At 39.7% G+C, this 14,132-nt stretch carries 12 protein-coding genes and 1 pseudogene; all 13 read left to right on the plus strand.

The features are described 5' to 3' along the window. Window positions 1-80 precede the first annotated feature (80 nt). The 13 genes and pseudogenes from AAV96_RS09125 to AAV96_RS09180 all read left to right on the plus strand — a co-directional run bounded on the left by AAV96_RS09125 (window position 81) and on the right by AAV96_RS09180 (window position 14,069). Window positions 81-3,068: a tape measure protein gene (locus AAV96_RS09125; RefSeq protein WP_046739061.1), complete on the plus strand. Its 2,988-nt coding sequence runs from the start codon at window positions 81-83 to the stop codon at window positions 3,066-3,068. Continuing rightward, complete coding sequence (locus AAV96_RS09130) at window positions 3,068-3,484, plus strand: hypothetical protein (protein ID WP_046739062.1); 417 nt, start codon at window positions 3,068-3,070, stop codon at window positions 3,482-3,484. Before AAV96_RS09125 ends, AAV96_RS09130 begins: the two co-directional genes overlap by 1 nt. Continuing rightward, entirely contained in the window at window positions 3,474-5,444 is a 1,971-nt protein-coding gene (locus AAV96_RS09135; protein WP_046739063.1) for a hypothetical protein, read from the plus strand. The genes AAV96_RS09130 and AAV96_RS09135 overlap by 11 nt, the downstream gene beginning before the upstream one ends. Before the next feature lies 1 nt (window position 5,445). Further along, window positions 5,446-7,068 (plus strand): hypothetical protein, encoded by a 1,623-nt coding sequence (locus AAV96_RS09140; RefSeq protein ID WP_046739064.1) that lies wholly within the window; start codon window positions 5,446-5,448, stop codon window positions 7,066-7,068. 52 nt (window positions 7,069-7,120) lie between these two features. Continuing rightward, complete coding sequence (locus AAV96_RS09145; protein WP_046739065.1) at window positions 7,121-8,377, plus strand: hypothetical protein; 1,257 nt, start codon at window positions 7,121-7,123, stop codon at window positions 8,375-8,377. Continuing rightward, on the plus strand, window positions 8,374-8,664 hold the full coding sequence (locus AAV96_RS09150; protein WP_227505836.1) for a carboxypeptidase regulatory-like domain-containing protein: 291 nt from the start codon (window positions 8,374-8,376) through the stop codon (window positions 8,662-8,664). The genes AAV96_RS09145 and AAV96_RS09150 overlap by 4 nt, the downstream gene beginning before the upstream one ends. After that, entirely contained in the window at window positions 8,661-9,056 is a 396-nt protein-coding gene (locus AAV96_RS09155; protein WP_046739067.1) for a hypothetical protein, read from the plus strand. Before AAV96_RS09150 ends, AAV96_RS09155 begins: the two co-directional genes overlap by 4 nt. A 12-nt stretch (window positions 9,057-9,068) precedes the next feature. Next, the gene (locus AAV96_RS09160) at window positions 9,069-11,027 is read left to right on the plus strand and encodes a hypothetical protein (RefSeq protein ID WP_046739068.1); all 1,959 of its coding nucleotides are present in this window, start codon (window positions 9,069-9,071) and stop codon (window positions 11,025-11,027) included. Further along, window positions 11,020-11,250 carry a hypothetical protein gene (locus tag AAV96_RS09165; RefSeq protein WP_046739069.1) on the plus strand — a complete coding sequence of 77 codons (231 nt, stop codon included), beginning with the start codon at window positions 11,020-11,022 and terminating at the stop codon, window positions 11,248-11,250. Before AAV96_RS09160 ends, AAV96_RS09165 begins: the two co-directional genes overlap by 8 nt. A gap of 58 nt (window positions 11,251-11,308) precedes the next feature. Beyond that, the gene (locus AAV96_RS09170) at window positions 11,309-11,683 is read left to right on the plus strand and encodes a hypothetical protein (protein WP_046739070.1); all 375 of its coding nucleotides are present in this window, start codon (window positions 11,309-11,311) and stop codon (window positions 11,681-11,683) included. 119 nt (window positions 11,684-11,802) lie between these two features. Further along, window positions 11,803-12,468 (plus strand): hypothetical protein, encoded by a 666-nt coding sequence (locus AAV96_RS09175; RefSeq protein ID WP_046739071.1) that lies wholly within the window; start codon window positions 11,803-11,805, stop codon window positions 12,466-12,468. A gap of 530 nt (window positions 12,469-12,998) precedes the next feature. Further along, a pseudogene (locus tag AAV96_RS18565) lies at window positions 12,999-13,571 on the plus strand (peptidoglycan-binding protein); the annotation flags it as partial. Between the two features lie 54 nt (window positions 13,572-13,625). Continuing rightward, window positions 13,626-14,069, plus strand: coding sequence for a lysozyme (locus AAV96_RS09180; protein ID WP_081407489.1), 444 nt, complete (start codon window positions 13,626-13,628; stop codon window positions 14,067-14,069). Window positions 14,070-14,132: the final 63 nt, after the last annotated feature.

Raw genomic sequence — 14,132 nt, forward strand, 5'->3', positions numbered from 1 at the left:
TTTAAAACCCATAACTATGGGTTCCAAAAATTTAATGTATCCACCATCTGGTGGATTTTTTTCGCCTAAAGGAAAGTTGTATGACAACCAATAGTTTAGATTTTTTATTAAATTTACGTGCAAATACGACTGGATTTGATCAAAGCATAGAAGGTTCTAAATTTGTAGTAAATGCACTTGTTGGTGCTATGGCTGCTTTGGGTATGGGATTGGGGGTAAAAGAATTAGCTGAAGCAGCAGACAGTTATGCAGTGCTGTCGGCAAAAATCCAACAATCTACCAAAGACACTGGGAACTTTGAGCAAGCCATTGCAGGTGTACACCAAATCGCTTTGCAGACTAACTCAAGTCTTGATGCAACAGGCGATCTTTTCACTAGATTAAATACTGTTGCTAAAGATATGGGCAAGTCTCAGCAATTCGCCTTGGACATGACGAGTACAGTCACAAAAGCAATTCAATTGGGTGGTGGTTCAGCACAAGCAAGTGAAGCGGCGGTACAGCAGTTCATTCAAGCAATGCAGGGTGGGGTTCTTCGCGGTGAAGAGTTTAACTCCATTATGGAGAATGGCTACGGCTTAGCTGAAGCATTAGCTAAAGGTTTAGGAGTTACAACTGGCGAACTACGCAAGATGGCTGAAGCCGGCGAGCTATCTGCGGAACGTGTACTTGCAGCTTTAGCTAAACAAAAAGCGGGTGTGGATGCTCAGTATTCAGAAATGCCATTAACTATAAGCAAAGCACTTCAAAAAATTGCAACATCCTGGCAAATCCTAATTGGTGAGATGGATCAAGCGAATGGCGCAAGTGCAACAGTAGCTCAATGGTTATCGGTACTAGCTGATAATTTAGATATTGTTGAAGTTCTTCTAAAAGACATTGGTTCAGGATTTGTATGGTTTGGTGATCAACTGAAAAAGATTGACCCTCAGACTATTGAAGCACTTAAAACTGCATTGTTATCTGCATATGATGCGATTAAATCACTAGGTTCTACAATTGGAACAATATTTGAAACTACAGGAGATGTTCTTAATACAGTTCTGGGGCAAATTTTTAATTTTAATAGTGGGATTGATTCTGCATCTGATAATACAAATGGTTTTACTAAGGCTCTTCAGGCTGTAAACGTTGTAATTGGATTTCTAAATGATGGGTTTAAAGGTATTACAATAGCTATAGACCTTATCACAGGCGGGTTATACAGTGCGGCTGGTGCATTTAGTTACTGGATATCACGTCTTACCTTTGGTCAAGTATCGGCAGAAGCATATGAATTATTTGAAACACTAACTGCAAAGTCAGAAGAGTTTTATCTAAAGGCAGAACAGAATGCCCAAAAATTCCAGTCAGCAGGTGTTGAGGCGATTCGTCAGATAGGCTTAAGCCAAGAAGAAAAGAATGCTGAGAGAATTGCAAATAACGAAAAAACGTTGGCAGAAATTACAGCCCAAGAGGAAAAACATGTTGCTGACTACAAGGCAATTAGTGATGAGCGAATAAAGTTACAACAGACTTTGCTTGAGGCAAGAAAATCAGGCGATCAAAATGCGATTGATGCTGCAATTGCAGGATTAGCCGAGCTCGATAAGAAAGAGAAGGAATATCAAACCGAAAGTGAGAAAATTAAAAAGGCAAAGATAGAAGCAGCTCAGGCAGTAGCAGATGCAACTATTAAATCAGCCGATGCCGCTGGACAAGCATCATTAAAAGCATTGAACGCACAACTTGCAGCTCAAGGTTTAAAGGCTGAATTTAATAGCGCTGGAAAGGTTATTATTTCAGCAATGGAGGAATCTAGCACTGCCGTTCAAAACTTTGATTCACGCCTGGCTGCTGGGCGAAAAGGTGCTGCCGCATTAGGTATAGATATTGATGTGGCACTTAATAAAGTATCTGAAGGGTTTAAAGAAAAAGGCAGGGCATTTGATGACTTTACAAACAACTTAGAGTTGATGGGGGCAACAGGAAAACAGGCGGCAGATTTAACTTATACAGCATGGCAAAAATGGGCGGATCAAGCAAAAAGCCCAGCTGAAATTGATGCAGCTAAAGCCAAGTTAATTGAGTTTGAAAAACAAGGTGTTTTATCTGCTAAGCAAGTAGAAATGGGTATGCGTTACCTTGATGAAGTGAATGGTAAGTTGCCTGCTAATATTTCTGAGGTTGAAAAAGCATACAAATTACTTGGTATTACATCAAGAGAGGAAGCTAATAAAATGGCAGATTCTCAATTGAAAGCATTTAATGTGATGATGAATAGTGGGACAGCATCAGCAGAAAACATCAAACAAGCATTAATCAATATGGCTGATAAAATCTATGCATCTGGTGATGCCGCAAAAATTGCATGGTATGAAGCTCAACTTTCAGCAAATGGACTTCAATCATCCGTTGATAGTTTGGGCAAAGCATCTGTTAAAACAATGGATGATTTATCCGACTCAGTTGATCGCGTAGGTCGAACAGCAAGGGGTTCTGCGGCTGATGGATTCCGTGAATTGGGTCGTATTGCGAGAGAAGAAGCAAAAACCAGCCTGCAGGAGTGGGAAGATGCAATGGCGAAGATTAGTGCAGAGCGGAAGGCTAAAGATGCTTCAAATAACCGTGGCTTATCAGATCTGCAAGGCGGCATCGATCAAATGGCTGAAGATTATTACAACCGACTTGTTGCAGCGGGTATGAATGCAAGCCAAGCGAGAGACAAAGCCGATAAAGCGAAATATAGCTTAGCAGTCGAAACGACTAATTCGCTGAAAGGTGGAACCACTACTGGCTTGAATACGACTAAACAAGAAATGGAGAAAACACTCGCATACTGGGAAAATAAAAATTCGAGTAATGCTGGTGGTGGATCTATTTCCAAAGGTGGCAATAGCAAAGCGCCTGTAATCTCTGCACCCCAAATCAACAATAACACCCCAAATATATCAACCTCAAATCCCAAAACAGTTAATTATAAAATCGATTTTGGTGGTAAGTCTCTGGAATTGCTAGGAGATCCTTCACAACAAAATTTAATGAATGACTTTTTAACTGAGTTGGAGCAATTAAACAGGGCTAGATAATGAAGTTTAAACGCAATTTAACAAATGAAACCGTCCCACTTGAGGACGGTTTTTTATGGTCTGATGAATTTACTTGGAAACCAATTGAACAAAATCAAGAACGAGCAATTGACGGAACTTTGATTGTTCAAGAGGGCAAGAAGAAGTCCGGTCGACCAATCACACTTTCGCCACCAGGGGAACAAGGCTGGATTAAGAGATTTGATCTTTCAATACTTAAGGACTGGTCAGCACTGATCGGCGAGCAATTCACCCTTATTTTTGAATATCCACACGATACGCGTCAATTCAATGTGATTTTTAATCATGCTGAGGGTGCGATAGATGCCAAGCCAGTGATGGGTTTTCCAACTGTATCAGATGGTGACTACTACGAAGTGACTTTAAAGTTTATCGAGGTGCCAAATGCCGATTGAGACCAATAACCTAGTTTTATATAAGTCTGAGCGTTTGACAGATACTTCAGACGGTGGCGGTAAGTATTCTGGCCAGATCGTAGTAGATGGTGAGAGTAACAATCTTTTTCCTGATGTATCGGAACTAGATCGAACTATGGGGCGTGTATCACTTCGTAAAATATTTCCAGCCATCAATAACAACGACACTGAAAGCCTAATGGGCTCAACCGTATTCATTTCAAAAAATCCCGAAGATCCGAATGTTTCAGCGTTATTGTTCAGTACCGAAAGCCATACAGATATGCGTTCTAGTGCAGCCAATCGGGTTGAAAATTACTTGGCCAAAGGTGGCCAAATAGCAGGGACACCACTTGATACGCTTTGGCAGGGTATGAAAGTCATACAAGTTGCGATGTTTAAAACGGATACTGAAAGCAGTGTCGGTGATACGATTGTACTTGTTTCAAATGAGGGCTTATCAACTGAGTTTGAGCAATATGTGCGACTTACAAAAGTTGAAACACGTCTTGCAACGATGATGGTGGATGGCAATCAGGTTGAATATAAGTTGGGTACATATTCGATTAATGATCCGCTTGAGCGTGATTTTATCGGGTTATCAGCATCACAATGGTACAAAGGCTCTAAGTCACCAACGAATATTCGGGATACGATCGTTGCAGATACGGGCAAGTATTATGCAAGTGTCAAAATTGCCGATGATGTTGCTGTAAATAGTTTTACGATCCAAGCGGCATCGATCTTTTCTCAGTTGATTCCATCTTCACAGACAGAAACGCCGTTAATTGATTTAAATGCATTAAGTGAGAATATTGCATTGGTTGCGGGTAATAGCGGAACCATTACAGCGCCGTTTACGACTAATGTGAACACGAATCAGAGTTTATACATTGGTTCGAGTGTTTTACCCGGTTCAATTGCATTCACCTTATTTGGCCAAGCGATATCAGACAATGGCGGGACCTTGCGTACTTTATCAGGTACTCAAATAGGTACGATCGACTATCAAACGGGTCATATCGTTTGGACCAATGCAATTGGTACGGGAACGGTATCAATCAATATCACATTTAAGCCCGCAGCGATGCCAACTCAGCCTTTTGAGTCTTATGCCTTGCCAGTGACCGCAAACAATCAAGGAACCAACTGGACTGGTGTTTTATTGCCAATTCCTGCACCGGGTGCGCTGTCAATTTCTTATATGGCGCAAGGTAAGTTTTATACACTTAAAGACAATGGTACTGGTCGCTTAGTCGCGGCAAATGATTCGATCGGCACGGGTAGCATCAACTATCAAACAGGATCTTGGTTATTAACGGCAGGGGCATTGCCTGATGTTGGCACGCCAATTCTGTTGTTATGGGGCACACCGATTGCAACCTTTGCCCGTGTAAATTTGCCTGTGTTACCTGCGGCGATTGAATTTGATTTAGGGCAAGCTGCAATTGCGGCGAGTTCTATTTCGGTTACTTGGACCTTAGACGGTGTTTCTAAAACAGCTTCTAGTAATGCTTTGGGTCAATTCACAGGCGATGCCACTGGTAGCATTAATTATGCTACGGGCTTGGGCAAATTAATTCCGAATAAGTTACCGCAGAAAAACACGGCATTTAATTTTGTATTTAATTATGGCGATCCTAAAACACAGACAGTATCAGCGGTGACACCAGATCTAAGTCAAAAACTCAGCTTTACCATTGGTACAGGGTCAGCGATTCAACCGAATAGCGTAGAGCTACAAATACCTGTGTCGAGCGGTGTGGGTTCAACGGTATTTCAGACAGTCACCGTGTTTGATGTGCCTATAAATTCTACTACAGGGAATCTGGTTGATCGTTTGGGTAATGTGCAAGGCAGCATTACTTATGCCACGGGTGCGGTTGAAGTTACACCAGTTCTAAATGTAACCAGTTGGCAAACCATTTATACACCGCAAACTTATTATGTGAGCGCTTAATATGACAGAAGCAGTTAAGTTGCCGCAAAGCAGCGCATTAGAGTTAGTTTCAGCACAGTTAAAAGCATTTTCAAATGTTGATGTGCAAGTAAATTATAGAGATACATCCGGTACAAATGCAGGTACCAAACAAGTCACCGTATCAAAGCTTAACTTTGATTTAACCCAAGGATTTAATGAACAGATACTCACTGGATCAGTTCGTTTTAAAGCAGGATCTGATACGTTTATTGATCGAAATGGTTTGATCTATCGCAATATAGATCCTGCAACTGGGAGCGGAACACAGTCTGGTACTATTCAATATGGTACAGGTATCATTGATGTTGATAGTTGGACCCCAAGTGTTGATAACAATTTGACGCTGCAGTCTTTAACGACAACAACGGATATGCCACCGATTCAGCATGTCAGCTTTCGTACCCCGACAATTCCAATTCGACCCGGTTCTTTAACTGTAGTTGCTGCAGCAATGGCAGGCGGGCAACTCACGCTTACAGCCGATAATGTAGGGGTGATTGAAACAGCACAAGCACATGGTTTGATTAACTACGATATTGGCTTTGTTGATATTTACTTTTACACTAAGACTGAAATCACAAGCGAAAATCGTGGTGAGATAGAGGCGCAAGACTGGTACTTGCCTGAACTTGAGTATGTTGAAGCGAGTAAAACCTATATCAATGTGCCGTACTGGATAGATCCTACAAGCGTTCGTTATAACGCTGTGGCTTATACCTATATTCCGCTTGATTCCGAAATACTGGGACTGTCTGCTACGCGATTGCCGCCCGATGGTCGGGTTCCTATTTTTCGAGTGGGTGACATTGGCGTGATTGCTTCATCTAAGCTGCAAACGCTACCAAGCCACGTGGCAGGGCAAACATACGATCTGAATGATCAGCGTATTTCGTGGTGTGAGCTTGAAGATAGTCATGGAACCAAGGTTCCTTATGATATGTACACCATTGATTATGATTATGGCAAAGTAACTTTAAGCGGTGACTTTGCTTTGAATGCATTGGTTGCACCTATCTCAGCAGCGTATCGTTATCAAGACATTGGCTTAATTAACGATGTACAGATCAATGGCCAAGTGACTTTCACAAAGCCAGTCACTCATAACTATGATGCCGATAATTCGATTGTTGGATCTGTTGTTGTGGTGGGTGATATGTTTAGTCGCTACACATCGAAGTTTGTGCAAGGTACTTGGAATAGCGTGTGGGATGATAGTCCGGCTGGCCAGCCGATCACGCCAAACTACAACGATGCTTTGAATCCTGTCCAAATTACCAATAAGGGTGCTATTCAGGAACGTTGGGCAATCGTTTTTACTGACACGACAAACTTTAGAATTATTGGCGAGGTGTCGGGGCAGATTGGAACGGGCAATGTAAATGCTGATTGCGCACCAATCAATCCCATCACCAGTGCGCCGTATTTCACAATTAAAAAAGAGGGTTGGGGGACAGGTTGGGTAAGTGGAAATGTCTTGCGATTTAACACCATCGCAGCCATGTATCCGCTTTGGTGTATTCGTACAGTGAAGCAATCCGAACCAACCACTTTGAGCGATAACTTTCAAATTATGTATCGCGGTGATATTGATCGCGATGTGTAAAGTAATTAAATCTAAGGGCTGCATATGCAGCCTTTTTTATTGAGTATAAGAAATGGTCGCAAGTACAGATATTAAGTATTACGTGCATACCAATACTAATGCACCGCAATTAACCAACAATTTTGGCTGTATGATTGATGTGCTTGATGCATGTCTTGTTAATGGTTTTGGCTCGCAAACAGTTTCAACACTTACAGCTAGTGGAACAACAGTCACAGCCACCTTTGGTTCTGCTCACAACTTTATGCAATATCAAGTGATCAAGATTGCAGGTGCGACACAAACCGAATATAACGGTGAGTTTCGTATTTTGACTGTGCCAAATGCCAATAGCATTACCTTTCAACTTGCAGCAACACCAAGTGTAAATACAGCAACGGGCACAATAAGTTGTTCTCTACCTGCATTGGGCTGGCTAAAGCCGTATAGTGGAACTGGTAAAGCAGCTTATCGCTCAGCGAATACTTTGCTTGCATCACGTCCATATCTACGAGTTGTTGATGCACTTGATGCTGCATATACATCGACTTATGCTAAATATGCCAAAGTGGGTATCGTAGAAGATATGACCGGCATTGATGCCATGTCAGGCGTTCAAGCACCCTACGATATTGCAAATCCTGATAAGAACTGGGTTGGGACAGGAAGCGGAACAAGTGGTGTCAATGGGTGGGCACGTTGGTATTATGCAGCTAGTAATTCAGTTTCAGGTGGGTTGGTTAACTCTCAAACACCGGCAGCTGGTAATCGACAGTGGATCTTGGTTGGGAATGGGGATTATTTTTATATTATTCCCACAACAACAGTAACATCGGCAACTGTGAACACACAACATGCGTCAGCCTATGGATTTGGTGCATTTAAGTCGCTGCTAAATGCCGATAATAGTTGTACGTTCCTACAATCTCATCTAACGCTCAGTAATAATGGTGGGTCTGTAAGTGTAAATTTTGGTCTGGTTTCCTCATCAGCGAGCAGTTCGTTATTATTGCTCAGGGATTATGCACAAAGCGCCAATTATAAAACTGCAAACTGTTTATCTTTAAGTTCAGATACTGCAGGCAGTGGGGTTAATAACGTAATTGGTGCATCAACTTTAACGAATACCGCACCGTTTGCCCCAGTTTTTATTAAAGAAGATACGACAAACGTTTTGCGGGGACAAATCAAGAACTTATATTGGTTGTTTCAACAAAAACCGTATTCAAACTTTCAACTGATAGAGAAAGATGGTGCCCTATATATCGCTGCATTCATCGCATCAACTTCAAATCTAGGTCAGATCGTTCTTAAAATTGGAGATTTATGATGCTTTTAGATCTTCAGGTTAAACAAGCAATTTGTCCAAGTGATTTGATATTAACAAGTGATATTGGCTTAGCAATAAAAGGACAAGTCAAAGAGCTGAATATCCCGTTTCCTTGTCGCTTGAGACTGTTTGAGCGTGCATCCGGGCGATTGATTTCTGAAGTGATGACCGATCAAAGCGGAAATTATGTTTTTAATCATTTGACCGCAAATAAGTTCTTTATTATTGCTCATCATCCTTTAAATCAATATAACGCTGTTATCGCAGATCTGGTGGTGCCAAAATGAGTGTGATTCCATCTGTGGCCGCTGGCTTAGCACAATTGCAAGCATTGGCAACATTCTTAGATACAGGTAGCGGTAATGCTACTTTTTCTTTTTATAACGATTCAAAACCAAGTAGTGTTGCAGTGGCTGCTAATCCAAGTGCGAGGCTAGTATCTCTATCATTGACCAAGCCTTGTTTTAAAGCATTGAACGCTGACAACATCGAGCTAAATCCAACGGATGCAGCAACTGTCACCAAGACTGGTACCGCAATATGGGCTCGGCTTTACAATGGCAATGGGGATGCAGTAGCAGATTTTACAGTAGGTACGGATATTACATTAGCAAATCCAAGTTTAGCGCTTGGCAGTACCTTGATGATTAATTCAATTGTGCTTCGTCCGTCCACGTAAAGAGGTGTGCATGTGTCAAATTACATCCCACCTGATAGCTATAATGTTGATCTAAATTTCAATGAAGTCGCTGGCACAGTTGATGCGCATAATGTCGTTCTAAATTTCGGTGCTGATGAAGTCATTACAGCGAGTATTGATGCGGTAATTTCAACTGCACTTATTGCAGAAATTACAACATTACAAGGTAGTGTTGCGCAAATCGATTGTGTAGTTGCAACGGATTTAAATGCTGAGATCAATGCAGTAGTTTCTAGTCAATTTTGTTCGATTGATGCTGTGATTAATACTGGGTTCATTTCTACTGTCGGCACTCATTTCGATATTAATTTTGTTCGTGGTCTCAGTCATTTAAGTGGTTTTAGTTATCAAAATGCTTTGCCTGCATTACTTGAACAACATTTGAGATTTGGCAAACCAGCTTTTAAGGCGCATAACAGCGCCTTTATTTTTGAGTGTGGTTTAAGTTTATCCAATACGGTGAGTACTGGATTTGATAAAACTTTACAGCTGCAGCAATCGGTTAAATCTGTCTTTGAAGAAAAAACAAAGCTTTCGAGTGACTATCAAATCGTGTGGCAAGAGAACGATAAACGTTTTATTGCTAAAACCACGGTATTTGAAGAGTCTGAAAAGTTGTTAATCAATCGGCAGACTGACTGGGATGAAATGATTAGAAAGCGTAAGAAAATTATCTTTAGTCATGAAGTCGCGGAAGTTTTTGAAAAGCGATTCACGTTCAAACACGATAAAGGTTTAGAGCTAGTTACTACCGACTCTATTCCGTGGGAAGTAGCGAGAGCTGTTTATTACCGCAAATCCTCTGTAGATCCAATTGAGCCGCAACCAAAGCCTGAATATGTCGGCTCAACAGATCTTAATTTCATTTGTCAGTGTCATGACATTGATTCACACAATCTCATTTTAAACTTTGGTGCTGATCAGTGCTTGCCCAACCTTAAGCCTGTTGATTGGTGGTATATCGTGAATGATTTAAAAGTAACGCGTCTGGATAACGGGCAAGAAATTCAGGTCAACAACGGTGATTATCGTTGCGATCGTAGCTCGTGGTGTTGGTCTTACAATCTAACAATTCCATTTTACGAGAAGTCAAAGTTAGAACCGATTGATGGCCAACCCGTGATTTTAAAAATTATGGTCAACGGCAATGAGCACCGCATGTTGCTAGAGAACATTTCACGCTCGAGACAGTTTGCAAAAGAGGTGTATAAGCTTTCTGGCCGTAGTCCAACCGCTTTACTTGATGCGCCATATTCGCCAACACGTTCTTTTACCCAAGAGAATGAGCGAACATCAGTACAACTGGTACAAGCAGAGCTTGACCGTGTAAATAGCGACATTGTGTTGAATTGGGAATTGATCGATGCGCTTGGTTGGGTATTGCCTGCAAACAGCCAGAGCTATTCAAACCTGACACCAATTGCCGCAATTAAATTGATAGCGGATGCAGCAGGTGGTTTTATTTACAGTGAGCCGAACAGCAATACATTGACGATTAAAGCCAAGTACAAAAAGACCTTTTGGGATTCGATTGCAATTGATGAGTATGATCGGGTGATTCCTGAATCGGTCGTGACGGATCTCTCCACTGATTATGCACTTTACCCGGATTATAACGGTGTGTTCTTAACAAATGATCGAACAGGTGAAACGGGTACGGTAAAACGGCGTGACACGGCAGGTGATGTAAAGCTTGAGCCGATCAATAACCCACTTTTTACGTCTGTTAGTGCGATGTATGAAAAAGGACGAGAAGTTCTGGCCAAAGCTGGCATGGTAGAGACACATAGCTTACTGATGCCAATCACTCAAGAAATCGGGCAGTGTTTACCGGGTGAATTAACAGCCTTTAATGGCGACTGGTGGGGCATTACCGATGGTGTGAGCGGATCTTTTAGCTATGAAAAAGTCACTCAAACCACATCTATAGAGAGGGTGAATCGTGAGTAATGCATTATCAAGACTATTAGATTTACTGCCTAAAACGCCTGAATTTATAGCCACGGTGCAAAATGCTGATCATCCAAACTACAAGGTATTGGTTGTGGACGGGACAGGGCTAGTACTGTGTACCAGTTCAACACGCTTCAACGTAGGTGATCGAGTTTATATCAGTGGAAATGAAATAAAACGAAGTGCGCCAACGGGCGCTGTATATCAAATCGAAGTGTAACTTTAAAACAAATTAAGCCGCCGTTTTTGGCGGTTTTTTATTATCTGGAGAAACAGAAATGCATGAACAACTTTCAATTAAAGCTTTGCCTTGGTTCATTAAAATTTTAGCTGCAGTGGTTGGGGCGATATTTGCACTCACTTTATCTGGGGACATCGACAAAGAGGGGCGAATTAAAATCAATGTTAGTGTGATTATGAAATTCGTTTTTAGTGTAGCTATTAGTTTATATGGAGGTTCAGCTTTCATTGAATACTATGAATTAGCAGCGCATTACTCGCATATGGCACAAGGTTTTGTCATGTTGATGTTTGCAGTTTTCGGAATGCTATGCATCGGTATCCTGTATCAAGCTGTACAGCTTATGAAAGGTAAGTCACTTGCTGAAATCATAGTCGAAGTGAAAGAGACGTTTAGTTCTATTTTTAAATAACGGTGATCCTGTTAATACCACCTACGGGTGGTTTTTATCGAATTTTATTTGACTTATTATATTTAACGTTGTTTAGTATTAATTAAAAAATAATTATTCATTAAAAGAAAGAGGTAGCTATGAGAATTTTAATTTTATTACTTACTTTATGTCTTGTTCCAGTTTTAGGTTTCTCAGAAGATAAGCTTTCTATAAAGGATTTAACTTTAAAAGAATTGGAAGACAGTAAGAAATATGGAGGCATTCCGAAAGATTCAGTTAGTTCTACAATATTAACTATACCATTTGATTCGGGTGATAGTAGTGGTATAAATAAAATCAATGTGTTAAGGATAGGAAATCCAGATCTTCTTGTTTCTGTACCTAAACTAAATTTACCTAATATTGATACATTAAAAAATGGTGTGGTAATTGAAGATAAAGAAACATCTGAACTAAGAGAATCTTATTTAAAAAAACAAATTAAATATACAGATCAATTAATGGAGAAAAATCTTGCTGTTTTGGAGTGGCAATTATTTGCTTCCAATATCATCTTATGGATGGTTGTTGCTTTAGTATTTAGCGGTATCTTGTTTTCTGCATATCAATTAATAAAAGGAGCTTCAACAAAAGATTTTGGAGAAAATACAGCGGAATTTGATAGTCAAAAAATAAAGGTTACGTCTTCTGTTGTAGGTATAGTAGTACTTACTATATCCCTTACATTTTTTTATCTATTCATAAAAGAAGTCTACAATATTAAAGTATTGGATTATATTCCTACTGAAACTAAGGAAAAATAGTCAAAATATTTATGTGATTTTTGATGTATAGAGAAAATTTTAATGCTTAGAGGATATTAAACCTCTATTTCATTATAAATAACACTAACAATATAAATAAGGTGAATAGTATGACAAAAATAGGGCAAGCTAGTTTAGGTGAAAATGGTAAAATCTCTGGTGGGATAGCTGGAGATAATACTGGAAAAGAAGTCTATATCAGTAATTATAAAGTGCATAGTAAAGGTTGGAGAGTTCTTAGAGCTCAAAATGATGCTGTAGCTAAGGGTATAGCAGTAGCGATGGAAGCAGCATGTAATAATGATTTGATTGGATATGATCAAATACAAAGGAATACTTTATATGACCTAATAGTAGATGATAAATTTGATCCTAGTAAGGCAGATCAACCATGTGAAACCGACTGTTCTGCTTTGGTACGAGTTTGTATACTTTATGCACTCAGAAAAAATGGAATCTCAAATTTAATTGAAGAATTCTATACTGGAAATCAAGCTTCTATATTGCTGAAAACAAAATTATTCACTGAAATGCTAGGTGATATTTATACAACCCAACCAGATTATTTAAAAAGAGGAGATATTTTAGTTACTAAAACAAAAGGTCATACCGTAGTTGTATTAGATGATGGTGACAGTATTAGTTTGGGTAAGGATATTCAGGATACCTATGCTCTTGGTGAACGTGAATTAAAAAATGGTTCTGAAGGGCGAGATGTACAACAATTACAAACTCATTTAATTGAATTGGGGTTTGAGTGTGGTAAATGGGGTGCAGATGGTGATTTTGGAGATTTAACTGAAGTAGCATTAAAAGGATTACAAAAATACCTAAATTACTTAGGAAATATAGGGGTATATGACTTAAAAACACATGAATTATTAATGAATAAATTAGGTGAACAAGAAGTAACTGATTCAATGTCGAAAGGTACTAAGCGGGTTAAAATTGTCGGGGGAAATTGTTATATTCGAGAAGAACCTAATAAAAGTGCTAAAGAATTAGGTATTGCTAAATTGGGTACTGAATATGAATTGTTAAAACAATCAGACACTGGTTGGATCGAAATAGATATAGGATTAGAATCTAAAACAGGTTGGGTGTCTGGAAAATATGCTGAGCTAATCGGAATCGCCCATGATATTTCTGATTCTAGTATGGTGATCAGTTCTAATGGGATTAAATTAATCTCTGAATTTGAGGGCTGTTATTTAGAGGCTTATTTATGCCCTGCGAAGGTTTGGACAATCGGAATAGGAACAACAATCTATCCTAATGGTATTAAAGTAAAGGATGGAGATACTTGTACGCTTGAACAAGCGAATGAATATCTCGCTCACGATATGAAAGAATTTGAAAAAACAATCAATAACTTTGTGAAAGTTGATCTCACTCAGAATCAGTTTGATGCTCTTGTCTCACTAAGTTACAACATAGGATCAAATGCATTTAAAAATTCGACATTGCTCAAAAAGCTAAATAATAAAGACTATCAAGGTGCAGCTGATCAAATTTTAGTGTGGAATCGTGGCGATGGAAAAGTTTTAAAAGGTTTGGTTCGGCGTCGTGAGGCTGAGAGAGCATTATTCTTACATAAGTAATCAGAGATTCTTTTAAAAATTCAAATGCTTATTATCATCATTGATAGTGAGCATTTTAATCTT

The sequence above is a fragment of the Acinetobacter sp. AG1 genome (genome assembly GCF_001005525.1).
GTDB lineage: Bacteria > Pseudomonadota > Gammaproteobacteria > Pseudomonadales > Moraxellaceae > Acinetobacter > Acinetobacter modestus.